Raw genomic sequence first — 26,055 nt, forward strand, 5'->3', positions numbered from 1 at the left:
ATCCGGGTTTATCCCGCTATTCGCGGGCAGTAAGACCCCCACCTCAAGATTCAGAGAGAAGCAAAGAAGATAGTTTGGGGATAACTGCCCGTAAAAGCCCGATTGGTTCAACTAACCGTCAGTGGGGAATGAAGCCCCCCCCACTGACGGAAGTTTCACTTTATTTCTTTTAAGCTTTATCTTCAAATAATCGTGCGATTTCGACAATAACTTGAACAGCTTTTTCCATATTATCTACAGAAATATATTCAAATTTACCGTGGTAGTTTTCTCCGCCCGTAAAAATATTTGGTGTCGGCAGGCCCATATATGATAATTGGGAACCGTCAGTTCCACCGCGAATTGGTTGGATATTCGGCTCGATATCTAGATTTTTCATTGCTTTATAAGCAATATCAACGATTTCTTTCACTGGTTCAATTTTTTCAAGCATATTGTAATACTGATCATTCATCTCAAGAATGATATTTTCCTCACCATACTTCTCTTGCATCTGTTTTGTAATAGCTGTTATATTCTCTTTTCTAGTCTTAAAATGAGCGCGGTCAAAATCACGAATAATATAGTTAGATTGACTTCGCTCAACATCACCATTTAGAGAAATAAGATGGTAGAAGCCTTCATATCCCTCTGTATGTTCTGGCGCTTCTTCTACTGGTAGTTGTCTATGGAATTCCATTGCCAATTTGGTTGCATTGACCATTTTATTTTTAGCTGTGCCAGGATGAGTGCTATTCCCTTTAAAAATTAGCTTAGCACCAGCAGCGTTAAAACTTTCATATTCTAATCCACCTAGTGGGCCTCCATCCATTGTATACGCAAATGAAGCTCCGAAAGCTTCTACATCAAAGTGTGATGGACCGCGACCAATCTCTTCATCAGGCGTAAATGCTATTCTAATTTTCCCATGTTTAATTTGTGGGTTATGTAATAAATAATTCATTGCCGTCATAATTTCTGTAATTCCCGCTTTGTCATCTGCACCAAGAAGTGTTGTTCCATCAGTTGTAATTAATGTATGCCCTTGGTAAGATGGAAGCTCTGGAAATAATTCTGGTGTTAATACAACACCTAATCCCTTATTTAGCGTAATTGCCTTGCCATCAAAATTTTCATGAATTTGTGGCTTAACATTTTTTCCTGTAAAATCTGTAGCTGTATCTAAATGAGCTAAAAAACCGATTACAGGAACCTGCTTGTCCGTATTAGCAGGAAGCGTCGCCATTACGTAGCCATTCTCATCCATCGTTACTTCTGATAATCCAATCGACTTCAACTCTTCTACTAGTTGCTTTGCAAACTCAATTTGGCCAGGCGTTGATGGTACAGTATGACTTTCTGCATCAGATTGTGTATCCACCTGAACATATCTTGTAAAGCGTTCTATAATTTCCTGTTTCATTCTACTACACTCCTTTTTTATACATCTTTATTTATTATACGCCCTTATTACACATTTTTTTATTTCTTTTGACTTTATCTTTTAAATTCTCTGTTTTCGTAAGAATTGTTGCTATCTTGACCATACTGATAAAAGGTTGACTTTCAACTAGTAAACTGGAGTTAAAGGAGGGTAAACATGAAAGATGAATTAAGTATAAATATCTATTTAGATGAAACCGATACTCCGTTTTCACGATATTATAGCTCTGATGATGTTCACCTAAGCTCTGACCTTGAAGATTTTCTATTGTCAAAGCTACACAGTGGCAAAAGAAAAGAAGTAGAAATATTTTTTTTAGGTCAGAATGATTTTGACGAAAAGTCATTGAAGACTGCCACATTTAACACTTTTTCTAACCTCTTGAACGAAGAGGAATATACATATGCTAGAAATGTCAAAAAGGCTATTGTTTTGTTTGTGATTGGGATTATTGTTGGGGTGATATACTTGAAGCTTTCAAGTACTCATGCCTATACTGCAGGAGTATTAAGCATTGTGTGTTGGGTTTTTATTTGGGCAGGTACAGAGGTTTATTTTTTTGAAAATCGGCAAATCAAACGAAATATTAGAAAATGCAAGAATATTCTAAGTGCGAGTGTGCACAAAAAATAGAATTTTAGTAAATATTTACATTTTCAAAATTGATTTTCGGATTCTATCTTGTGCATTTATTTGGGTTATTGTTTGGACTTGGAAATCGTGATGAAGATTAATATCGCCATACGAAGAAAGCGTTCATAAATACCTAAGACCTGGATTTAATCTGAGGTCTTATTTTTGTCGCAAAAAACAACAATCTATACGAAAAGAGCCTTTAAATTTCAATGAACACTCTAAAAAAGCAGACCTTTGTTACAAAACAAAGGTCTGCTTTTCTATATTATTCACCTAAATCTACATTGTGGTACACTTGCTGAACATCTTCTAAATCTTCTAATGCATCAATCATTTTCTCAAATTTCACTTGTGCATCTTCTGGAAGTGTTACATCATTTTGCGCAAGCATTGTCAGTTCTGCAACGGTAAATTCAGTGATACCAGCGTTTTTAAATGCCTCTTGCACTGCATGGAACTGATCAGGCTCTGCATAAACGATAACTGCTTCTTCTTCTTCTAAAATATCACGCACATCTACATCTGCTTCCATTAAGATTTCAAGTGCTTCATCTGCTGTTTTGCCTTCAAGACCAATTACAGCTGTTGCATCAAACATATATGCTACAGATCCGTTTACTCCCATGTTACCAGCGTTTTTACTAAACGCAGCACGCACATCTGCTGCAGTACGATTTACGTTATTTGTTAATGTATCTACAATTACCATTGATCCATTTGGTCCGAAGCCTTCATAACGAAGTTCGTCATAGCTTTCTTCTGAACCACCTTTTGCTTTTTCAATCGCACGGTCAATAATTGTTTTCGGCACGCTGTACGTTTTTGCACGCTCAAGTACCACTCTTAAAGTCTGATTGGATTCTGGATCTGGTTCACCTTGTTTTGCTGCTACATAAATTTCACGTCCAAATTTTGCATAGATACGACTTGTATTTGCATCCTTTGACGCTTTTTTGTCTTTAATATTGTTCCACTTACGGCCCATACTTGTTTCACTCTCTTTCAGCTTTGAATCTACATAAAAATAGTAATATGAAATAGGCTGCTTCTTCAACACTTTTTCAAACTAAATATAAAAAGTTCTTTATATTTCACATTACTGACAAACAATATGAATTGAAGAAGTCGCATTTATTCACTATATTGTATTATACCTCATTACAAGTTTAATAATCAAAGAAAGACAGATAGTTCTCATCCGTTAATGCAAAAATATTGAACTATTACAATTGGTGCCTCTTTTACGAAGAAGAGCTAAGAGGTTCTCTCTTAGCTCTTCTCATATTCTATGAGCCTATCGCTCAGTCTCATTTTTTATTTTACTACTTTACTTCATTCGCAAAGAAATGCTCACACACACTAGAAATACGAGTTAAATCAACATTTCCACCAGAAATAATCGCTGCTACTTTTTTCCCTTTTATATATGGATCAACTTTACCTGCAAGGAGAGCAGCTGTCGCTAATGCTCCAGCACCTTCTACAACAGCTTTTCCACGTTGTAATAAATCTTTCATAGCTACTTCTAATTCTTCTTCTGATACAGTTACAATATCATCTACTAACTCTCTCACAATTTTAAAAGTTAAGGTTCCTGGAATTTTCACTGCACATCCATCAGCTATAGTAGGTGCATTATAATGTTCTATTATTTCACCCTTATCATATGAAGCTTTCATTCCATGAACATTATCTGCCTGAACACCAATTATATTAATAGAAGGATTAAAGGATTTAAGTGCTACCGCGATCCCGGCAATAATTCCGCCACCGCCAATCGGTACAAGTACTGTATCAACATCCCACATATCATCAAGAATGTCTAAGCCAATTGTTCCTTGACCTGCCATTACTTCTACATCATCATATGGATGTAAATATGTTTCTCCCGTTTCTTTTATAATTTCTTCACATTTTGCTTTCGCATCATCAAAAGTATCGCCATATAAAATAACTTCTGAACCATATCCTTTCGTTGCTTCAACTTTCGCCTTTGGAGCAGAAGTTGGCATAACAATTTTACTTTTAATTCCAAGTAAGTGTGAAGATAATGCAACACCTTGTGCATGGTTTCCAGCTGAACAAGCAATAACTCCACGAGCTTTTTCTTCATCTGTTAAATTAGAAATTTTATTAAATGCCCCGCGAAATTTAAATGATCCTGTTAATTGCATATTTTCTAATTTTAAATATATTTCCCCACCTGTTTTACTTGTTAAATAAAAGGATTTAACAAGGGGTGTTTTCCGAGCATTTCTATCAAGAACTTGTTTGGCTTTTTTTATATCAACAATGTTTAGTGGCAAGGTTTCGGTAATCATACTAACACCTCTTTCAATTGTTTATAATCTAACCCTAACGTTGTTCCTAAATTTTCATAGGTAATGGTTCCTTTATAAATATTAATACCGTGTACTAATGCAGGTTTATTTTGTAGAGTCTCTTCTAAACCATCGTTAGCAATCGCTAATAAATAATCGATGTTTCCATTCGCTAACGCCATAGTAGAAGTACGCGGCGTCGCTCCAGGCATATTTGGCACAGCATAGTGTATGACAGCATGCTTAATAAATATAGGATCATTATGTGTTGTATAGTGATCAATCGTTTCAACCGTTCCGCCTTGATCGATTGCAATATCAACGATAACACTTCCTGGTTTCATAGACTGAACCATATACTCTTTCACAATTTTCGGTGGTCTAGAACCCGGAATTAAAATGGTTGAAATAAATAAGTCCGCATTTTTAATTGTTTTCTCTAAGTTTTCAGTATTAGATTCCATGATTTCAACTGGAGCATTTGCATATTTTTCTTGTAAATAAGTAATCTGTGTTTTGTTTAACTCTAAAATAGTTACATGGCAACCAATTCCAACAGCCATATCACAAGCATTAATTGCCGCATTACCTCCGCCTAAAATGACAACATTACCAGCTGGAATACCATCTATTCCTGATAATAAAATACCTTCTCCTTGATGTTGTTTTTCTAAATAATAAGCTCCCATAAATACTGCCCGGCGCCCAGCGATTGCACTCATCGGTTTTAATAACGTTAAAACTCCATTTTCACTAATTGTTTCTCCGGCAATAGCGGTTGTTCCCGCTTTTCTCATCGCTTCAACACACTCTTTTGAAGCTGCTAGATGTAAAAATCCCCAAACAATTAAATCTTTCTTAAAATATTTATACTCTTCCGCTAAAGGTTCTTTTACTTTTACTACCATATCAACATCCCAGGCTTGCTCTTGATTTACTAAAGTAGCACCTGCATTCGTATATTCTTCATTTGTATAACCTGATCCCACACCAGCATCTTTTTCTACTAAAACCTCATGTCCAGCTTTAATTAATTTCTGGGCATTTTCTGGTGTCATCCCAACACGTGCTTCACCTTTTTTAATCTCTTTTACTACGCCAATTTTCATGTTGACACATCCTTTTAAATGTAATATTCATTACATTATTTGTTATACGATCCAAATAAAATTACGGAATATATCAAACGTTTCTATATTTCCTCATTTGTCTGAATCGCCTGTTTACACCTACAAGATAGCACTCAAAAAAATGATGAGTCAACATTTTGTGAAACAGTTCACAAAATGTTTTTATTTATTTTGAAATAATTTTTTTCATTCAAATAAGCATTGAATCCGTTTTCAACTTGTGCTAGACTTTGTCACGAGTAACATCTCTTATGAATTCAAATGAAATGCAATTTTATTTTTTTATTACCTTTGTGAATTTTTTCACATATGAACGTAGAAATACTCTATAGTAATTTCTATAAATTTGTGAATTATATCACAAATAAAATTAAATTTTATCAATATAAAGCACTATTAAAAAAATGAGAGGATATACTATTTAAAATTGAAATAAAAATGAATTCATCAGAGATTGCATGTATTTTTCCAAACAGGAGTGATTATTATGTCGCAAACACAACTAAAAAAAGAAATCGGCTTCTTTGCAGCATTAACCACTGTTATTGGTACCGTTATTGGGGCAGGTGTATTTTTTAAGCCTACTGCATTATACGGTGTAACCGGAACAGCGAGTTTAGGATTACTCGCATGGGTAATAGGTGGAATACTAACTGTTTGCGCAGGTTTAACTGCTGCTGAACTTTCGGCAGCTATTCCTGAAACAGGTGGAATGATGGCATATTTAAAGCGTACTTATGGAAACTTAACTGCTTTCCTACTGGGCTGGGCACAAACAGTCATTTACTTCCCGGCCAATATTGCAGCACTTGCTATTATTTTCGGAACACAAGCAGTTAGTTTATTTGGATTAAATGCGAATGAACATAAAATGATGATTATTGGAATTGCTGTTGTTACCGCAACATTCGTAACCTTGATGAACTTCTTAGGCGCGAAAGCAGCCGGAGGAATTCAAACTGTATCGACTATATGTAAACTACTTCCTTTAGCATTACTTATTATTTTTGGATTATTCCACAAAGGCGACGTAACTCTACAACTGTTTCCAGTTGAAGCAGGACCAGGTAAATCATTTATATCCGCGCTTGGATCTGGCTTACTTGCAACAATGTTTGCTTATGATGGATGGATTCATGTAGGAAATATCGCTGGGGAAATGAAAAATCCTAAAAAAGACTTACCTAAAGCAATCGTAATCGGATTATCTACTGTTATGGTTGTTTACTTACTTATTAATATTGCTTTCCTTATGGTTATGTCTGCAACAGCGCTTGCAGGAACTGATACACCTGCATCTGAAGTAGCGACAATTCTGTTTGGAGCAATGGGAGGAAAATTAGTTACAATCGGTATTTTAATTTCTGTATTTGGAACAATCAATGGATATATCATGACAGGAATGCGTATCCCTTATGCAATGGCATTAGAAAACAAACTACCTTTTAGTAAATGGTTTGCGACATTATCTAGCAATAGTCGAGTTCCTTATAATTCAGGATTATTTATCTTAGGCGTTTCTGTCATTATGATGGTGATCGGTGGATTTAATACTTTAACAGATATGTTAGTGTTTGTTATATGGATATTCTATACAATGACATTTATAGCAGTATTCATTTTACGTAAAAGAGAACCAGAACTTGTGCGTCCTTACAAAGTACCTCTATATCCTGTTATACCGATGATATCTATTATAGGCGGATCATTTATCGTTATTAATACACTTTTCACACAAACGTTGCTAGCATTATGTGGTATAGGCTTAACTACTTTAGGTCTTCCTATTTACTTTGCAATGCGGAACAAGCACGTTCAAGTTAAAAATAATGACTTGTAGTGCTTTATCTCATACAAAATCATCTAGAAAAATATTTAGAGATATACAATTAAAAAACAGCATGACATTTTACTGTCATGCTGTTTTGTATGTTTTACAACAAATAAAAAAAGTAATCCCCTCAATCCAAGTTATGTGCACAATCATTTTTCTAAAGCGATTAAAAAGCCGGTGTAAAAAATTCGTTTTCACGATTTACGTTATACACATACGTCACTTATGTTACATCTTGGGGAACATCTCAAAATTGTACCTTTTTCTTATCTTCAGCATCAGATTCTTTAATTATGTCACTATAATAGCTTTCAATGATTTTATAATGGTGCTCTTCATGTATTGCTAAAAGTTGAATAGCCTGAATTAAGTTAGGATAGTTGGCCATTGGATCCAAAAACACGATATGTCCAGCAATATCTTCTTCAATATTTATAACTAATTCTCTCAATTTATCCGTTTCATTTAACAGCAATCTCTTTAACTCTTCTTTATCCATAGTATGAAGTACTTTTTTCGGTGGCACTAAAATGAAAGGCGCTTTCATCCCTCTTCCATGCTTTTCTTTATATTCTGCATAAATATCATGTATTTGATTTACAAATGCTTTCTTCCTTCTCATTTTTGCATACGGAATAAGAACAAAAGAAAATTTTGTTGCAACTTTAACCATTCTTAAAATTAAATATAGATGGTATATGTGCTCGCCAATAGACCATTTTCCTTCTTTTTGGTCCCATAGTTTATCATTTGAAATAAATTGTACTTTTTGAAAAAAACAATGTCGTTGCTGTCTTAATGTTTGAAAATGGTGTGTTATACTTTCAGATTTCATCTATTAACTCCCCCATTTTATTTCATAAGAATTACTCCAGTGAAATCTTTCTAAACAGTAATTTTCTTATTTTCATCAATAAGAAGTACATATGTAACATCTACTCTTTTCATATACACTTATACTCCTTCAATAAAGTGAAACTTCCGTCAGTGAGGGTTCCCCCCCACTGATGGTTAGTTGAACCAATCGGGCTTTTACGGGCCGTTATCCCCCACCTAGCTTCTTCGCTTCTCTCTCAATCTTGAGGTGGGGGGCTTACTGCCCGTTAATGCGGGATAACCAATACTACTTAATTCAACAATCCTGTCCGTTTGTTGAATAAGTATCTTCATAATCTCATAACTATTTTAACATAAATTTCCTAATCATTTTTATCTTTTATTCTTAATATTTAAATTAACACCCTGAATCACACATTATATTTAAGTATGACAACAGAAATCGTTAACGCGTTAACAGTACTACTATTTCGAATGCTATTTTGATAGTTGAAACGCAATAAACAATAAAAAATCGAGTATAAAATCTATCCGATTTCACACTCGATTTTTTATGCTATTTAGATCGTTTCTCTATGTTTTAAAACAAACATTAATTACACAATACTTTTCATTTTTTATACTAATTTTCAACATTACAAGCATTTTTCTACACTCAGTAACGGACTTTTTAGAGTTAGTTGTACACTTTTTTATTTTTATTGTTCGATTTTTCACAAAATATCCCAATTATATTTTGACAAAAAGATTAATAATTAACTAATTTCCCCAGAATGGTATCGTGACCTCTATTAGCAAGGTATAATGATAGAAAAATGGGTTCCTTTTCCTTTTTTACTCTTTATTTCTATATCTCCGTTTAATTCTTTAATGATGCTATAAGCGACCATAGTGCCAAGTCCGGTTCCTTTTTCTTTAGTTAAATAAAATGGCATGGCAATTCTTTTAATTTCTTGAGAAGACATTCCTATTCCTGAATCAATAATATCAATTATAATATTATTTTTTATTTTTTGTATATTAATTTGTAATACTCCACCATTTTGCATAGCTTCAATTCCGTTTTGTGCAATGTTGATTAAACATTGTTTTAGTTTTTCCGGATCAGAATTTATATATAGCAAATTTGTGATATCACTTTTTATTTCAACATTGTGTGAGAGTGCAAGTGGTAAAATACTATTTTTTACTTGATGAAAAAGTTGCTTAATATTTACCGATTCTTTTATTATGTTTTGTGGTTTTGTTAAAGATAAATAATTATTAATAATGAACTGTACTTTTTCTAGTTCAACTAACATAATTTGCAAGTAGTTATCTTGAGATGCTTTTGAGATTTCACTTCTATGAAGTAATTGAGCGAATCCATATACAGTAGTGATTGGGTTGTTGATTTCATGTGCAATAGATGCAGCTAATTCGCTAATTAGACAAAACTTCTCTGCCCTTTGAATTTTTTCTTTCATCTTAAACTTTTCTATCATTCCTTCTATTAAATAAATAGATAATAATCCTGTGAAAATATTAATTATTATATAATTAGCTAATAATTTAATAAAATCAAATTGTATTTTACCAATTAGTTCAATTTGATTTATTACAGCAAAAACTGAAAGAAAACTGGTACAAATTAAAATAAGTAGTATGTTGAATACTGTTTTTTTTCTTTCGAAATGAATGCGGAGAAAATGATGAAATATTGTAATAGTAATTATAATAATACCATATATAATAATTGATGAAAAAAAACCATGTCCACCTAAGTAAAATCTATATGAAAAATATACAATACTGATAAAAATTATACTTCTTGTGTTTCCATATAGTAAAACTAAAAGAATAGGAATAAAACGCAGATCATAAATGTGCCCAGTGTGAAAATGAATTGGGAAGGTCATACAAAGAATAATTGCAATGGATGCAAGAAAAGAAATTAATATATTGTTACGTGCTTTTTTTTCAGTTTTGTCTAACCAAAACACTTGATAACTAAGGATACAAATTATAATAATAAATGCATTTAATAGTAGTGTACAGATCCACATGTTTTATACCTCCCTAATTCTTTGTAAAAAGAGTGACAGAAAAGGTAAAAAAGCACTTTTTCAAGTGCTTTTTTACTGCTTATATTAGAATTGATGGCAATAAAACATTCTCTAAATGGAATGTTTTTTATTTCCCTACAAAAAGATTCTTGAAAATATTATTTTTGTAGAGAAATGCAAGAAGGAAGCAAATAAAGATAACGACTCATAAACACTAACTTTTTCAATATTCTGTTAATTTTAAAGGGATATCACCACCTATCGTGTGATTGCTTTTATAATAACATGAAAATCGTCATGTTGCAACAAAAAAACAGAAAATTTTATCTTTTTAGTCGTTTTTTGTATTAAATTGTAGAAGATTTTATTTTTCTAGATAGATTGACTACTGATAATGATACGTTATGTTAACCTCACATGAATACAGTATACAAAATTCAATTGACACAATACTCTTATTCATCTTTTTTATTCGGTTCTTGGATTTGAAGGAGTTCAACAAAAACATTTAGCATGTCCTGTATTGGAATTCGATTGTCTACAAAATGTTGCAAATTAAATCCATTAAAAATAGCCATGCCTGCTGTTGCTAAAGTTCTGGCATCTAATGGACTTCCGATTATACCTTCGTCTTTCATTCTCTGAAAAAAATGTGTAAGGAATGATCTCCATTCTTCCATCTGGAAAATAAGCCTTTCTTTTATTAGAGGTAATTGATTCGAAATCATACATCCTTGGAGAAGCATGGGAGAAGATCCTTTTTCATAAGCTTCATTTACCAAACGCATAGAGTATTCTTTAAATTTATTTAGCATATCACACTCTTTTTGAGTAAGAATTTCCTTTAAATCTTCAAAATAAAAATCAATTCCTTCTTTTATTAGTTTCAACAAAAATTCCTCTTTATTGGAAAAATGAACATAGAAAGCACCTTTAGAGTAACCAGCATGTTTCACAATTTGATCAACACTTGTACTAGAGTAGCCTTGTTTAGAAAACAAATTAATTCCTGATTGCATTAATTTGTTGATGGTGTTTTCTGATTGTTTTTGATGATAAATTCCCATAGCAACCTCCTTTTAAAAAGACTGAATATTTAATTAACGGTAGCGCATTCTTCATCATATAATAAATTGATTAATACCGACTAGTTAGTACTAAAAAAATAATACTTATAAAGGAGTTGGTTTAATGACATTATCTCAAGGAATTATAAAAAAATGGTTGTTACCGTTTATTTTATGTTTTTTAATGATTTTTGCATTTTTTCCACAATCTAAAGCGGAGGCGGCTTCTGAACGTCATGTCTATCTTTCAATTGGTGAATATTCAGATGGAACCGCAGGATACCCGATATATGTACCAACAAACGGAAAATATTCATTTTTTTTCGGTGTGAATTCAATAAGTTATCATAGTGTGAAAGTTCAAATCAAGAAAAATGGTTCATTTGTCGTAGCAGAGAAAATAATAAAACCTGGTGATGGTTGGGGTAATGTCTACTCTGCTAATCCTGGTGGTTATTATACAATTCACCTTGACTGTAATCCTTATGGAGCATCTAGGACTTGTAAAGCAGAGGGGCATATTAAGAATGTTAATTAATCTATAAATATATATTAAGGCGATCCATAACGAAGCATCTTTTTTACATGCCGATAATAGGACGTTATGTTAACCTCACATGAATCTTTATTCTGTAGCCTTAAAATAAAGTTTGATCAAAAATGTTCCGTAAATCCACAAGCTATGGCTAATAAAAAGAAATCATTTTGAAAAAAGATTAATCAAAATGGTTTCTTTTCTTTTTGAATGGACTCTCCGTTTTATAAAAAAGTTTGAATAAAACTCATTTAGAAGTCTTTGATTGAAAGTGTAGCTTTGAAATAAAGATTGATCAAAAATACCCCATAAGCCAGCATTTTACGATAAATAAAAGAATCCATTTTGAAAAAGAAAAGACTTAACAGCCCCTTCATATGAAATTTACAATAACCTAGTACACTTCTAATATAGGGTGAGTATAGTTAGAATATTAGCAATTTTTATCGAAAGGAGCGAATAATGGCTGTTTATAAAATGTAGGAACTATACAATATTTAGGAGGAGTATAACATGAAAAAAATGTATATTATTGGTTTAGCTGCGTGCATTCTGCTATTTAGCACAGCTACAGCCTGGGCAGAGGGGTCTTCTATCTATATTAACGAAAGTCCTTCTCAAACCCCCGCAGTGACTGATGAGGGCAGCGCCAATTTACCAATAGCTAATTTTAAAGCTTTAAACTCAACACTTAATTGGTTCTTAGATAATCCAGCAAATGCAGACGGATCAAATTTCAATACAAGATGGAACAAAACCGCCATACTAGACGAATACGGCTGGCAACTCAGCAATTCAACATGGAATTCCTACCGCTCATCTTGGATAAACAATCCTTCGACAGCAGATGCGTTGGAGCAATCAAATCCTATTTTATATTATCTTCATCGTGCAGACCAGCGTGCGTTTAAAGAAATTAGGAGAACCAAAGTTGAGCATGGAGTTGTAATCTGGCAGATTTACAACATGGGTATTATTGTCAAAACAAAAAATACTACTTTTGGTATCGATATAGTTGCGCGTGATTCTGCCGATTTAGCAGATATACTTGACTTTGCAATAGTCTCTCATAAGCATCAGGATCATTATGATCAAAACTTTGTTAATGCCTTAGCCGCAAAAGGGAAACCGGTTTACGCACCTTTTTCTGCTAATGGGATAACGGTTATAAGCGATACATGTGAATATAATTTCGGGGAAGTGAATGTACGTTTTACTATGAACCAACAAAGCACTACGCCGGTAATAGTATCCCAGATAAATTTAGGCCCCAGTGCTGATAATTATACGATATACGATATTGCAGACTCAAGAGACCTTACGGCTCTTAAACCGACCAGGCATATAAATCTTTTTATGCTTCATATTGCAAATGGATATGATCCAATCCAGGCGTCAAATCAAATTAAAGCTGATGTTACATTATATAGCCATGAAATGGAACTTAGTCATTCAACCGCAGCTAACGGCTATCGTTGGAAGTACGGTTATTCTTATAATAAAATTAAGTCGCAGCCGCATTCATCAAGTTATATTCTTACCTGGGGGGAAAGAATCCAGAGCGATGGTACAGTTATCGAGGATGAATAAATTGTGCAATGAAGTTTGATTTCTTCATCTGTAAAAAAAGAAACAAAAAATTGATTGACTATGGGGTCATTAAACAGAGGAAGCAAAAAAAATCCCCGATGTAGGTTTTAAATAAAGTTTGATTAAAAGTGTACTCCGAACTTTAATTTTATATATAGAAGAAACCCACACATTTTGAAAAAGGTTTGATCAAAACTCACTTAGAATTCTTTAATTGAAAGAGATAAAATATCGTAACTTTATTTCAAAGCTACAACAAACACCATGCAATAAAAGTATTTATAATAATAAATATCATTGTATGGGGATACTTCTTATCAGAAAACATAAGTGAAAATTTAGGACAACTATAATATCATATAACACACTAATATCATACATTTTCTTAGCAAGGGAATGCTTGTATACTGATTTATACTGCATTCCCTTATTATGTGTATGCTATTTTTTGTTTTTAATCTATGCCACACTATGGATTATAAAATTATATTTTCTTCAATATGAAAAATTCGCAAAACATCTTGTTCTAGTTTTTTTGCATTAAAGTCTAACTTTGCCTTCGTCCCTAGTATTCTAATGCATTGAATAATATTTTTAATTATTAACATTTTTTTGTATTATAATCTGCAATCAAAAAGGTTTCGTAGTCAATCCTTAATCTAAAATCTGCTTCTTTACTTTTCTTTTTAAATAACTTTCTTTCTTAAAAAAAACCCGATTCTTCATACTCTGGAATTATCTTAACTATTATAGGAATTACCCCTATTTCCTCCACTTCACTACCATAAGTATCATTTTCAAGGTTTTCTAATTCTTTACCGATTTCTAAAATTAACTTTGAAAATTCTTTATTAATATTACCTTCTATTTCACCACTCAAAAAAAATCTGATACTCACTCACCTTTATCAATAATCACTTTTATTTAATATTGGACGTTTGCCATATTTCTTTTTATATGCCACTTTCTGTTTATGTTGCCATTGATGCATTTTTTTGTTCCACGTTTTTCAATCTTTATATAGGGGTAGCACCACATGCCCATCAACTTAAGAAATCTCTTGTTCCCCAAAATGAAAAAATGAACTGAATTTTCGTAGACAACTATGGAGAGATAAAGTGAAACTTCCATTTTGGGGATACTCCAAAATATTAGCTTGATAGTGATGGGGAGATACCCACAAATTTAACTTTTTTAAATAAGTCTCCATCTTCCCCCCATTTTAGTTGTTTTAATGATGGTAAGGTCTTTGTAGAAGACTCATTAGTAATCTTACATGTATCAATTCTGGAATTCTTAAAAAACCTCCATTCTTTTCGATAATGACAATAAGCAACAAAATACAATGATCCTCCGTTACGATAACGATATACTGCTACGACTTCTACTTGTCTCTCTTTCCCATTGTATTTCATTTGCAAACATCGTTGTGATTCAAGTACCTGTACTATTTTTGGTTTCATACCCGTTCCTCTTCCATCCGATTTAGTTATAACTATTAGTTAATCTTTAATGTATCAAAGTAGAACAATTGCTACAATGGTGGCTCCCAAATTTATCTCTATAAGGGATAGAGTCAGGAAAATGCGGATTTACAACGCTAGGAAATTAGATACATTTGTAAGGAAATAGCATCCCAAAAGGGAAACAAGCTATAAATGTAGGCTACTATTTGGGGGTTGTTTTGTTTATTAATTATTACGGTATGTGAAATTATTATATTGATAATAAAAAAGCTCCCTGTATGGCGGAGCCTTTAATTTCTCTATTTAACTTGGTATTGTTGCAACTCTTTAACCAGGTACTCTGCACCTTCTGGACTTATTGTAATCTTTCCATTTGCTAATGACATATTACGTTCTGAAACCTCACCAGTTATCATACAAGCCCCACCAGCTTGATACTTCTGTAAAACAATTTTTTCTCCATCTACAATGATCTCTAATGGTGATTTTTTTTAAATACCGAGCGTATCCCTCAGTTCTTTTGGGATAACTACACGCCCCAATTCATCTACTTTTCTAGTGATTCCCGTTGACTTCATTCAGCCTCTTTCCTCTTTTCATTATCTTATTTACCCTATGTTTTTCTTTTTATTGTAACAAGCTTTCTCCAAATATAAAAAGCATTATGATCCAAAACCAAACAATCATCCTGAGTGTATTTTTGAATCCTCCCCACAATGAAATAGTTTCTTCTTTCATTTTTAACGTCCTTTCTCCTTATTCTTTTGGTTCTCCAAACCATTCATACATTGCTTGACGACTAATTAATTATGTAAGAACTATTACTACAGAAAGGGCTGAATCTATGAAGATGATGATTGGTAACCAGTTAGTTTCTTAGGGTAACCATTGAATTAACAAGAACCGCGAATGTTCTCATTCAAACCAGGTCTTTTAGAATGCACTTGTTCATTTATAGTAAGGTTCTTAATTATGTAAGAACTATTACTACAGAAAGGACTGTAACTATGAAGAAAATGATTGGTAACTATAGTTGCTTAGGGTAAACACTAAAAAGTAAAAAGGTAACCATCAACTTCTTTGTAAAACAAGGAACGATTTAAAAAACGAAAAGATTCTAGAGAGCTGTTTATAAGTAAAGGGGGCTAACTAAATAGTAAATAGGTAGAATGTGATTTATCATTGGAAAACATCGGAATTACCTAGAAGTAGAATTAGGAGGAAATATCATGAAGTTAACATTAAAGGAACAAAAATTAAAGGATCGGTTAGTAAAGGATTACTCCAATCGAAACAATGATCGAAAAAAACCAGACATCGAGTATGATGCTTTTGTTAGATTATTAAAAGCGTTAATTGATGATGGAGATATTAAAGACGAGAAAGCTATTCAAATTTCCAATATACTGATGGAATCAAGTCCTAATACATTGTCAATTTACGAATGGAAACATTTCTATGAGTACGGCGTTGGTGAAAAATTCTTCGTTAATAAACCATGTACTGGTCACAATAGGGATATTCCTTGGGAGGATATGTATGCTGCATACATACATGAAGATGCGCTATGTGTTAATTGTAGAATTGCAGATGCAAGTTGGGATGAAGAATGAGTAAGAACATGCTTTCAATAGAAGATGCCAAGAATCTTGTAGCAGGACGGTTAAGGTTAATAGATGATTATACGTGCTATTATGTCGGAAATGAGATGATTTTTGATAAGTTGGTAGAAGAAGATGGTCCAGTGTTAAATGTTTCATTAGAAATGGAACCAATGGTACTTGTCTCCTTATTTCAACTATACTATGTCGTTGATGCTTTTAAAGAGACACTTGAATATTACAAAAATAATAACCCGATAGATAATATAAACTATAATATCGGCGCTTCCATTTATGATGCGCTCGAAGATTATGAACCAGATTATTCTTTCTATAAGGACTCATTTATTAAAAGAAAAGACTTAGAAAATTTACTTTATGACTTTGCAGAATTGATCGATAGTTTCTATAACCTTCCATGCTAATTAGGGGTAGTGACAGGGTTGCTGTCATAGACCGCAAAGTAGTGCTTATAAACTACTAAGTTTCATTACCAGAAACCATATTTTTTGTAATTATTCACATTTTTATTGAAAGGGTGCTGCCGTCATTTCGCGGATTTTATACATTGAGACAAATATTGTAAATTAATACAACCAAAAACATTGAAATACTACTTTTTTAGTTGTAGCTTTGAAATAAAGTTTGATTAAAAGTATCGCGCAAACCCATATTTTACGATAAAGAAAAAGAATCCATTTTGAAAAAAGATTGATCAAAATGGATTCCACTTTTGAGATCGACTATTTATCTTTCATAAAAAAGTATGATCATTTTTGTGATCTTTCCTCCATTAAAGCGCCCTATACCAAAAGAAAAGGCACAATTCATATTAGAGAATTGCCCCCGATTGCTTAAATAAGATACTTAACTAGGTATATTTTATTTCATCATCTCATTATAAATATAGAGACTATATAATGCAGGTATCAACAAACCAAGAGCAAGGCAAAGAACAGAACAAACCACCACGCTTAATCCAAAAGAACAAAATTCAATCTTATACTACCAAGAATAATAACGGAAATACGGCAGTCATGAAAAAAGGAAGCTGCCAAAACTTGAATTTACTTGCTTTATCTAAAATCGTCCCTGGTTGATTGTTTACACTTTATACTTCGCTAGAAAAAATTTTTCTCAACTTTAAGGAGGAAATTTAATTGGAACCAGTGCCATCTACCCAAACGAAGCTACAAGCTCGTGAAGACACGAAAAAAAATGCACTTATTTTCATTGCTGTTGTGGCTATTCTTATTGGAACTATTTTTGTGAGTTTATTACAACTTCAGCCACCAAAGGTTGTACCAGCTACTGGTTCAGCAAATGAGTTTTCTGCAGAGAGAGCACTCTCCCATTTAAAAGAGTTTGCTGTAAAACCACATCCTCTTGGATCAGTAGAACATGACAGAGTTCGAGACTATCTTGTTCACAGTTTAGAAGAGTTAGGATTAAATCCTGAAATCCAAAAAGCCAATTCTTTAAATAGTATTGGCAGATGGATAGTAGGCGGCACAGTGGAAAACATTGTTGCCAAAATAGAAGGAACGACCTCTACAAAAGCGATTATGCTTGTTGCACATTATGATTCTGAACCAGGATCACCAGGTGCAGCCGATGATGGCGCCGGAGTGGCTGCCATCTTAGAAACAGTAAGGGCCTTAAAGGAAATGGCACCTCTTCAAAACGATGTCATTATACTCTTAACAGACGGAGAAGAAAATGGATTACTTGGAGCAAAAGCATTTGTAGAGGGACATCCTTGGGTAAATGATGTCGGATTAGTGTTAAACTTTGAGGCACGGGGAAACGAAGGTCCCTCTTTTATGTTTGAAACAAGTGATAACAATAGTTGGCTAGTTAAGGAGTTCGTTCAAGGTACTTACACACCTGTCGCTCATTCCTTCCTTTATAGTTTATATAAGCAAATGCCAAATGATACTGATTTCAGCGTGTTTAAAGAAGCCGGTCTTAAAGGATTAAATTTTGCCTTTGGTGATGGGGTTAGCCATTATCATACAACCAGCGATAACTTTCAAGAGCTAAGTTTAGAAAGTCTCCAGCATCACGGCGAATATATGTTACATCTTGTCACCCATTTTGGAAACGTCGATCTCACTCAAACTCATGAAGGGAATCAAGTTTTCTTTAACATTTTGGGTTCCAACATGATTACCTACTCAGACAAACTTGTCATTCCGATTATGCTGTTGGCGGTTATTCTTTTTGCCGTTACGGCCGTACATGGATATTGGCTTAAGAAACTATCCCTTCTTGGAACATTTGCAGGTTTTCTTGTTTTCATTATTGGCATCATCGGGTCTTTTGCCATCGGATCAGGATTATGGTCCGTACTCACCTTTATTTTTACGGATCAAGAATGGTTAATGGGAACCGATAAGACGGTTGGTACCCTTTACTTCATCAGTTTTTCCATTATTATCTTTGCTTTCTTGACTATCCTTTATGGGTTGGCTCATAAAAAAATCAAAGCAGGCAGCTTAATGATGGGTGCCTTATTTCTTTGGTTAATCCTTTTAGCTGCCTCGAGTTTTCTGCTCCAAGCAGGCAGTTATGTGTTTGCGTGGCCACTATTATTTGCTCTAATCTGCGTCAATATTTTGATTCGTTTAGATGAGCATTCATGGAAGAGTTATCTTGTTACAGCTGGTTTTGCCATCCCGGCATTTCTTATTCTATCACCAGTTATTTATCTCTTTGAAGGACTCATATCCATGCATATGGCTGGTGTGCTCATGGTCCTTGTTTCTCTTTTAGGTGCCATGCTGGTATCTATTTTCACCACCTTAAAAATAAAATTCAATTGGGTGATACCATCCATCTTCTTAGTTACAGGATTATTGGTCATGATCACTAACAGTATCAACCTAAATAACATGCCGACAGCAGAACATCCACAAGCAAGCGATATTGCTTATTTTATGGATGCAGATTCGAACAAAGCATATTGGGCGGCCCGTCAGCCATTAGATGAATATACATCGAATTATATTAATGAAAATGTGAAGAAAGGCCATACGTCAGAATTTTTTCCTATTTTAAACTGGGATGCAAGTTATACCCAGGCTGATTTATATAGCATGGAAGCACCTAGTGTGACGGTATTATCTGATAAGGTTGAAGGTGCCAAGCGGACAATAGAATACCAATTGAAAACGAATCGCAATGCTGAAGAATTGTTAATGGAGTCTTTTTCAACGATGAATGTATCTCAACTGATCATCAATGGAAAAGAAGTGGAGTTGAAGCAAAAAGAATTCACAAAGGAATCGCCATTTGAATTCAATTACGTTCTAGGTCAAGCCGAAGAGTTACATGTAAAGGTAACCGTAAATGCTAAGGATTCTATAGAGTGGATGATAGCCGATCGTTCTTACAGCATTCCAGAATCAAAAGGGGAACGGTCTTCAAAATACAGTACCTATGGGGATAATTCATACATCATGAAAACGATTAAACATTAATGACCATTAAATAAAGGCCGACATATACAATGTTTGATTCTCCAAACTAGTATATGTCGGCCTTTTAATACGATTGACTGCTTGTAAAACATCGGGAGGTATTTGAATGGAAATTAAATAATGAATGCCATTTAAATGGTAAAACTTGAACAATAAAACTCAATTACTTATGATACGGTTCACCACCATTAATCTTAAACTAATTTACCTTCTGTAAAATCGGCAACTCTTCCTCAACAATCTGGCCCGATTGCTGAATAAGAAAAAATCCTGCACATCAACACAGGATTTTGATCAAACTTTTTTACATATTACCAATCTTTATTTTAAACGATCAGACTTTTTTATAAATTATCAAACTTTGTTTTAAAGCCACAATCATAACTGCAAGAGACAACTTTCAGTTATTAATGGTTGATACCAGTTATATGAGCTTGCCCATCCTTGAAAAACAAGGCTTCTTATTTAGCCAAATCGACTCCCTGCATGTCACCAAGCTTCGAGTAACTATTAAAGGGTGTTAGGCACCAGAAAAGGACATTTGTCCCTAACGGTGCCTGACACCCTTTATTAATATTCCGCCTTATTAATTGAGGTTTTCCAAATTTTGAATGGTATCGTGTAATTTTCTGGCCGTACTTGTTTCATTGGTATCGCTCGCTCCTCGAATCGTAACGCAAGTTGTTCGTAAATAAACTGATCGTCAAATCCAATTCCAGCAGCTTCTGTTTTTGTACACGCATAATAGATTGATGTTAGTCTCGCCCAATAGATTGCTCCGAAACACATCGGGCAAGGCTCGCAGCTCGTATAAATCTCACAATCTGTCAATTGGTAACTATTTAATTCTTTACAGGCTGCGCGAATCGCCTGCATCTCAGCATGTGCGGTCGGATCGTTCGTTGCTGTCACTTCATTACGGCCAATTCCAATGATCTTGCCTTTTCGCACAATAATGGCTCCAAACGGGCCACCGTGTTCTGTCATAACATTTTCAAGGGCAATGTCTACTGCCATCTTCATAAATCTTTCTTCTCTCACAAACTCCCCCCTGTTCATAAAACATCCTTGCTGTCGCTCTTACGAAATATCTACTTTTCAACAAACGTCCACTCGAGGCGTACAAAATGAACGTTTTGTCCACGAACGGTATCAGGCACCGGAAATGGCATTGGAAATGGATTTTACTGCTCGAAGGATTCCCCCATATCCCGTGCAGCGGCATAGATTACCAGACAGTCCTTCTAGGATTTGTTCCTGGGTTGGGTGAGGATGTTTTTCTAACAATGCTTTTGTTGCTAAAATCATCCCAGGTGTACAATACCCACATTGAAAGCCGCCCTCTTCCATAAAAGCTTTCTGTATCGGATCGAGTTCTTCTTCACCGTCAAGTCCTTCTATCGTTACGATTTCAACATGATTTAATTGAAACGCCATCACTAAACAAGAGTTAACCATTTGACCATTCATTAAGACAGTACATGCACCGCAGCGGCCGATCCCGCAGGAGATTTTGGTTCCAGTCATTTCAAGATCCTCGCGAAGAATATCGTTCAAACGGCGTAAAGGTGGGACCCCAAGATTTACCGATTGATCATTTACTTTAAACTGAACCTCAATGATTACGTCCAAATTCTCCCCTCCTTTTCCACTGCCTGTAAAATTTCCTCCCGTGAAACAGGAATTCGGTTACACCAATACCCAATCGCATCATGAATCGCTTTGGCAATCGCCGGGGCAACCGCTACTGTTCCAATTTCTCCAATCCCCTTTGGTCCGAATGTGTCTCCTGACTGGACAGTTTCAATGGCGTACACGTTCATATCGGGAGGAACATCGCAAATCGTCGGAATTAAATATGTGTCAAAATTCTCAGTTACGTACTTTCCTTTTTCCATTGGACAATCCTCCGTTAGCGTGTAACCAATGGACATCACCCCGCTTCCTTCAATTTGACCGAGATACCCCATTGGACTAACGACCGGGCCTGCAGCGATCGCTTGGTCCAAACCAAGAACAGTAACCTTCCCTGTTAATAGGTCAACTTCAACTTCAGCTGCAACAGCTGCAAAAGAATAAAGGTAGCGTCCTTTTGGCACGGTATCATTGGATTGTGGATAAGGGAATTCAACCGATACCTCGATAGGTTCATTTAATTGACCTGCTAAATTAACATAAGAGACGATCAGCTTCGACTCCCTCCATATTCCACCTGGACCTAGACACAACTGCTGTTTTGGAAGTCCCGTCATATGTGATGCACGCTGAAGAATTTGACTTTCAAAGGATTCCCTCATCTTCTCAATGGCTAACCAAATCATGGTTGTTGCCCTTGATGCCGTTGTCGAACCGGAATGTGGAACCTTCTCCGTGTCCCCGATTACAATATTGAGATCATCACTTCCACATTTAAAGGCTTTCATAAGTAAGGTTTCAATGACAGCCAATACCCCTTGACCCACCTCTTCTACACCAAAAGCTGCTTCAATTTTGCCATCCTTACTGATTGACATGCACCCTGCCCCTGGGTCCGGAATCCCGTGACCCAATCCTTGGCCGAGAATGGTTATCGCAATCCCTGCACCTCTCCTTTTCCATTTACCATTATCCGTTTTTTTCATCCGTAAAATGTTAGACTGTTTGATGGCATCCAAGACTTCTTTTGCTCCATCCGTTGGTGCAATGGTTTGATCAAGAGCACCTAATCCGTCTAATCTCTTAATATTTTTTTCTCTCAATTCAATTGGGTCCATCTTTAATTTTTCAGCTAACCGATCAAGCTGCCCTTCGAGTGCAAAAACAACTTGGTTGCTGCCAAACCCTCTAAATTCTCCTGATACACCGTTATTCGTATAAACAGATACGCCATCAATATTGATATTTGGAATCAAATAAGGTCCGACTGTATTTTCAACCGCACACTCTAATACTGTAAGGCCGAGTGTCGCATATGCTCCCGTATCAGCAATGATAGTAGCTTCATGCGCTAAAATATTTCCATCACGATCCACACCTGTTTTCATCTTAATCCACATCGGGTGCCGCTTTATTCCTGACTGTATCGACTCCCTCCGATTTTGATGGATTTTTACAGGATAGCCCGTGTGAAGCGCGAGCAATGCCCCATATGACTGAACATTTAATTCATCTTTTCCTCCAAAGGAGCCGCCCATCGGACTTGAGACAACCCGTATTTTGGTTTCATCGAGATTTAAAATTCTCGAAAGCTGAAAGCGGTCGCAGTAGCCATGTTGCGTCCCCATGTAGACGATGATCCCGCCATCCTTATCAGGAACTACCACTCCTCCTTCCGTTTCCATATAAGCATGGATTTGCCTTGGAGTATCATACGTTTCTTCAATAATAAACTCGCAATTTTTAAAACCTTCATCCAAATCTCCTTTTTTAAAGGATGAACGGTGGAGGATGTTTCCCTTTTCATGAATTTGAGGTGCTGACGGTAACAGCGATAGCTCTGGGTCATCGACTACCGGGAAAACTTCATACTCCACTTCAATTAACTTTAAGGCTTGTTCGGCTATCTCTTTGGATTCAGCGGCTACAGCCGCGACAGCATCACCGATAAACCGAACCTTATCATGGCATAGGACAGGCTGATTCGGGTCGAGAATACCAAACCCATTTAACCCAGGTATATCCTTATAGGTTAAAACCCCATGGACTCCCTTCAGTTTTTTCGCCTTTTCTGTATGAATGGCTATAATCCTTGCATGTGGATAGTGGCTGCGCATAATCTTTCCAAATAACATAGTTGGAAACGTTAAATCAGTAAGATACTTTAAGGTGCCTGTTACTTTTTCTACCCCATCAGGTCTTACCCGCCAGTTTTCGCCTGATGATTCACGATTAAGATGCAAAGCACTCCCCCCTTAAGATAACGATTCGGTTAGACCGGCAATTAATAGATTAGCAGCAACTAATTTACGATAGTGAGAGGAAGCAAAACGGTCTGTTAGCGGCTGGAATTCTTGGAGGATTTGTGCATGTGCTTTTTGCCATAACTCTTCATTTGGCACTTGATTTTGGAGCATGCTTTCACATGTTAGTAAACGGGAAGGAACGATGACTCCTCCACCAACCGCAAGTCGAACATATTCTATTTTATTTCGTTCATTCATTGCGAGTGTACCGGCAACCGTCAAAAGGGAAGGTGTAAAGGCTTCACGCCGGCCAATTTTTTTATAAAAGGTTTTAGTTTTTGGGGATTTTGGTAAATGAATTTCCGTTACAATTTTGGCTGAGGAATTCTTTAAAAAATTGCCTGCCTCATCGGTTATATAGTCGGAGCCATCAAACCAAGTAATAGTTGCACCCAACACCAGCAGGGCTGGAATGATATCTCCAAAGCCGCATGCGATATTCCCGCCTATCGTACCTTTATTTCGTACCGCTGGAGATGCGACATTTCGAGCGGCTTCTGCTAAAATCGGCCAGTACTTCTGGATATCAGGGCGGCTGCGGCAGGCTGCTAAGGTGGTGAATGTACCAATACTTAAGGTTTGGTCAGCTGACAGCTGAACCTTATTTAATGCATCGATTTTCCCAAGATGAATGATATGATTGGGAAGCTTCTCCCCCGATTCCCAGCGAAGCTGAATCCATGTTCCTCCAGCTATAAAAATGGCCTCTTGGCCAAGTTCTTGTTTTAATTTCCATGCTTCTTCAATCTGTTTTGGAATCCAAATCTTTGGTGAAAAAGTGATCTTAGTGTTCCCGTCCAACTTGACATCACCTCTGCCAGACATTTTCCTACAACATAAAATATTAACCAAGTTTAAAAAAAAGAACAACTTACTTTCTGGGAATCTTCATTTTCTAGTTAATAGCAAGAACAAAATCGCTAACGCGACTTAAATCACGTCCCAAGTGAAGATTATTCACTTGGGTCTTTTCTCTCTCTTCGCATTGTGCCATTACAAAAAGGTCATACAGAGGTCTATAAAATTAAAAAAGTCCACCACTTTCAATAAGCGATGTACCAATATTTATATAATATGTAACATTATATAAATCCTCTTGTTTTTGTAAGAGAGGATAGCTATTGTCATTTCTTTATTTTACAGAGTAGTTTAGGATGTTTTTGTTTTCAGTTTTCTTCTGTCCATTTTTTCAATCGGTGTATTTCTTCTCTGGAACTAATTTTCCGCCCATAACGTACCTGCTCGTAAATAGATATAATTTCATCGCCTCTCTTTATACGAGATAACCATCGTTGAATCGTTTCAAACGGACGTCTCTTCTTTTCCTACAATCACTTGTGAGACATTTTCTCGAATTCTTTCTAGAATTGACATACCTTTTCATCCTCCCCTACACTAATTATTTTCTTTCTTTTCTGATATTTTTTGTAGTATATCAGAATTCAAATATTTACCGCTTATTTTTTGAGATTTTTTGTAAAATAAGTTTCCTTTTTACATATGATATATATAAAATACATGTTGCGAACCTCCTAGTCATCTACAGCAATAGTACAAACAAAGAAAAATTCCAAAAAAGGTCACAATTTATCTAAAAACAGATTTGCAAAAACAATTTAAATATTGTATATTATGAATCAACATACTAATGCTATAAAAAAGCTACGAAAAGGACACGAGATATTCTTTATGGTTTTACAGAGAAGGAAGAATTGCTGAGATCTTCCTAAACGCAGGAGAATAACTTACCACCTTGGAGCTGTATTGGGGAATTATAGTATCCAATACCGTAGACGCTACGTTACAGCGCATGGAGCCATCGCTGCTTTTTATGAAGTACGATGGGAATCTGGGTGGAACCACGGGTATTAACGCACTCGTCCCTGTTTTAGGGATGAGTGCGTTTTTTATTTTTTTCAATTCCATATAACAATTGGCAATGAAAAGGACACGAGGTATTCTTACGGTTTTACAGAGAAGGAAGAATTGCTGAGATCTTCCTAAACGCAGGAGAATAACTTACCACCTTGGAGCTGTATTGGGGAAACATAGTATCCAATACCGTAGACGCTACGTTACAGCGCATGGAGCCATCGCTGCTTTTTATGAAGTACGATGGGAATCTGGGTGGAACCACGGGTATTAAC

The 26,055-nt window shown here is 35.2% G+C and carries 20 protein-coding genes, 2 pseudogenes and 1 other annotated feature; of the genes and pseudogenes, 8 read left to right on the plus strand and 14 right to left on the minus strand.

The annotated features are described in order from the left end of the window. Nucleotides 1–169 precede the first annotated feature (169 nt). Nucleotides 170–1,402, minus strand: a complete 1,233-nt coding sequence (gene pepT, locus LRP84_RS15085) for a peptidase T (RefSeq protein ID WP_230575837.1) — start codon at nt 1,400–1,402, stop codon at nt 170–172. A gap of 177 nt (nt 1,403–1,579) precedes the next feature. Between pepT and LRP84_RS15090 the strand changes: the two genes are divergently transcribed. Continuing rightward, complete coding sequence (locus tag LRP84_RS15090) at nt 1,580–2,056, plus strand: hypothetical protein (RefSeq protein ID WP_230575838.1); 477 nt, start codon at nt 1,580–1,582, stop codon at nt 2,054–2,056. A gap of 268 nt (nt 2,057–2,324) precedes the next feature. Here the strand turns inward: LRP84_RS15090 and LRP84_RS15095 are convergent, their stop codons facing one another. The 3 genes from LRP84_RS15095 to ald all read right to left on the minus strand — a co-directional run bounded on the left by LRP84_RS15095 (nt 2,325) and on the right by ald (nt 5,489). Further along, nucleotides 2,325–3,044 carry a YebC/PmpR family DNA-binding transcriptional regulator gene (locus LRP84_RS15095; RefSeq protein WP_230575839.1) on the minus strand — a complete coding sequence of 240 codons (720 nt, stop codon included), beginning with the start codon at nt 3,042–3,044 and terminating at the stop codon, nt 2,325–2,327. Nucleotides 3,045–3,381: 337 nt separating this feature from the next. Next, a complete protein-coding gene (tdcB, locus tag LRP84_RS15100; RefSeq protein ID WP_230575840.1) occupies nt 3,382–4,380 on the minus strand; it encodes a bifunctional threonine ammonia-lyase/L-serine ammonia-lyase TdcB in 999 nt (332 codons plus the stop codon). Continuing rightward, nucleotides 4,377–5,489, minus strand: coding sequence for an alanine dehydrogenase (gene ald, locus LRP84_RS15105; RefSeq protein ID WP_230575841.1), 1,113 nt, complete (start codon nt 5,487–5,489; stop codon nt 4,377–4,379). The genes tdcB and ald overlap by 4 nt, the downstream gene beginning before the upstream one ends. Nucleotides 5,490–5,997: 508 nt before the next feature. On the opposite strand from ald, the gene LRP84_RS15110 reads away from it, so the two are divergent. Further along, a complete protein-coding gene (locus LRP84_RS15110; RefSeq protein ID WP_230575842.1) occupies nt 5,998–7,350 on the plus strand; it encodes an APC family permease in 1,353 nt (450 codons plus the stop codon). Nucleotides 7,351–7,591: 241 nt separating this feature from the next. On the opposite strand, the gene LRP84_RS15120 is transcribed toward LRP84_RS15110, so the two are convergent. The 3 genes from LRP84_RS15120 to LRP84_RS15130 form a co-directional block, all read right to left on the minus strand. Beyond that, on the minus strand, nt 7,592–8,179 hold the full coding sequence (locus LRP84_RS15120) for a DinB family protein (RefSeq protein ID WP_230575843.1): 588 nt from the start codon (nt 8,177–8,179) through the stop codon (nt 7,592–7,594). Between the two features lie 793 nt (nt 8,180–8,972). Beyond that, nucleotides 8,973–10,226 (minus strand): ATP-binding protein, encoded by a 1,254-nt coding sequence (locus LRP84_RS15125; RefSeq protein WP_230575844.1) that lies wholly within the window; start codon nt 10,224–10,226, stop codon nt 8,973–8,975. A gap of 455 nt (nt 10,227–10,681) precedes the next feature. Then, nucleotides 10,682–11,293 carry a TetR/AcrR family transcriptional regulator gene (locus LRP84_RS15130; RefSeq protein WP_230575845.1) on the minus strand — a complete coding sequence of 204 codons (612 nt, stop codon included), beginning with the start codon at nt 11,291–11,293 and terminating at the stop codon, nt 10,682–10,684. 124 nt (nt 11,294–11,417) lie between these two features. On the opposite strand from LRP84_RS15130, the gene LRP84_RS15135 reads away from it, so the two are divergent. Then, nucleotides 11,418–11,831, plus strand: coding sequence for a hypothetical protein (locus tag LRP84_RS15135; protein WP_230575846.1), 414 nt, complete (start codon nt 11,418–11,420; stop codon nt 11,829–11,831). Between the two features lie 510 nt (nt 11,832–12,341). Further along, nucleotides 12,342–13,418, plus strand: coding sequence for an MBL fold metallo-hydrolase (locus LRP84_RS15140; RefSeq protein ID WP_230575847.1), 1,077 nt, complete (start codon nt 12,342–12,344; stop codon nt 13,416–13,418). Between the two features lie 476 nt (nt 13,419–13,894). On the opposite strand, the pseudogene LRP84_RS15145 reads toward LRP84_RS15140, so the two are convergent. The 3 genes and pseudogenes from LRP84_RS15145 to LRP84_RS15155 all read right to left on the minus strand — a co-directional run bounded on the left by LRP84_RS15145 (nt 13,895) and on the right by LRP84_RS15155 (nt 15,462). Next, nucleotides 13,895–14,310: pseudogene (locus tag LRP84_RS15145) on the minus strand (Imm44 family immunity protein). A gap of 259 nt (nt 14,311–14,569) precedes the next feature. Then, nucleotides 14,570–14,881: a WYL domain-containing protein gene (locus LRP84_RS15150; protein ID WP_230575848.1), complete on the minus strand. Its 312-nt coding sequence runs from the start codon at nt 14,879–14,881 to the stop codon at nt 14,570–14,572. A 302-nt stretch (nt 14,882–15,183) separates the two neighbouring features. Next, nucleotides 15,184–15,462 (minus strand): annotated as a pseudogene (locus LRP84_RS15155) (AbrB/MazE/SpoVT family DNA-binding domain-containing protein). Nucleotides 15,463–16,113: 651 nt separating this feature from the next. Between LRP84_RS15155 and LRP84_RS15160 the strand changes: the two are divergent. From LRP84_RS15160 to LRP84_RS15175, 4 genes are all read left to right on the plus strand, one after another. Continuing rightward, nucleotides 16,114–16,497 carry a hypothetical protein gene (locus tag LRP84_RS15160; protein WP_230575849.1) on the plus strand — a complete coding sequence of 128 codons (384 nt, stop codon included), beginning with the start codon at nt 16,114–16,116 and terminating at the stop codon, nt 16,495–16,497. Then, nucleotides 16,494–16,910: a hypothetical protein gene (locus tag LRP84_RS15165; protein ID WP_230575850.1), complete on the plus strand. Its 417-nt coding sequence runs from the start codon at nt 16,494–16,496 to the stop codon at nt 16,908–16,910. The genes LRP84_RS15160 and LRP84_RS15165 overlap by 4 nt, the downstream gene beginning before the upstream one ends. Before the next feature lie 495 nt (nt 16,911–17,405). Next, entirely contained in the window at nt 17,406–17,585 is a 180-nt protein-coding gene (locus tag LRP84_RS15170; protein ID WP_230575851.1) for a hypothetical protein, read from the plus strand. 69 nt (nt 17,586–17,654) lie between these two features. Beyond that, a complete protein-coding gene (locus tag LRP84_RS15175; RefSeq protein WP_230575865.1) occupies nt 17,655–19,967 on the plus strand; it encodes a M20/M25/M40 family metallo-hydrolase in 2,313 nt (770 codons plus the stop codon). A 570-nt stretch (nt 19,968–20,537) separates the two neighbouring features. Here LRP84_RS15175 and LRP84_RS15180 read toward each other — a convergent pair. From LRP84_RS15180 to LRP84_RS15195, 4 genes are all read right to left on the minus strand, one after another. After that, on the minus strand, nt 20,538–21,008 hold the full coding sequence (locus LRP84_RS15180; RefSeq protein ID WP_230575852.1) for a nucleoside deaminase: 471 nt from the start codon (nt 21,006–21,008) through the stop codon (nt 20,538–20,540). Nucleotides 21,009–21,119: 111 nt separating this feature from the next. Beyond that, the gene (locus LRP84_RS15185) at nt 21,120–21,599 is read right to left on the minus strand and encodes a (2Fe-2S)-binding protein (RefSeq protein ID WP_098309835.1); all 480 of its coding nucleotides are present in this window, start codon (nt 21,597–21,599) and stop codon (nt 21,120–21,122) included. Continuing rightward, on the minus strand, nt 21,590–23,845 hold the full coding sequence (gene pucD, locus LRP84_RS15190; protein WP_230575853.1) for a xanthine dehydrogenase subunit D: 2,256 nt from the start codon (nt 23,843–23,845) through the stop codon (nt 21,590–21,592). Before pucD ends, LRP84_RS15185 begins: the two co-directional genes overlap by 10 nt. Before the next feature lie 12 nt (nt 23,846–23,857). Beyond that, on the minus strand, nt 23,858–24,709 hold the full coding sequence (locus LRP84_RS15195; protein ID WP_230575854.1) for an FAD binding domain-containing protein: 852 nt from the start codon (nt 24,707–24,709) through the stop codon (nt 23,858–23,860). Nucleotides 24,710–25,563: 854 nt separating this feature from the next. After that, nucleotides 25,564–25,796, plus strand: a binding site (T-box leader). Nucleotides 25,797–26,055: the final 259 nt, after the last annotated feature.

The sequence above is a fragment of the Bacillus rhizoplanae genome, assembly GCF_917563915.1.
In the GTDB taxonomy this organism is placed as follows: Bacteria; Bacillota; Bacilli; order Bacillales; family Bacillaceae_G; genus Bacillus_A; species Bacillus_A rhizoplanae.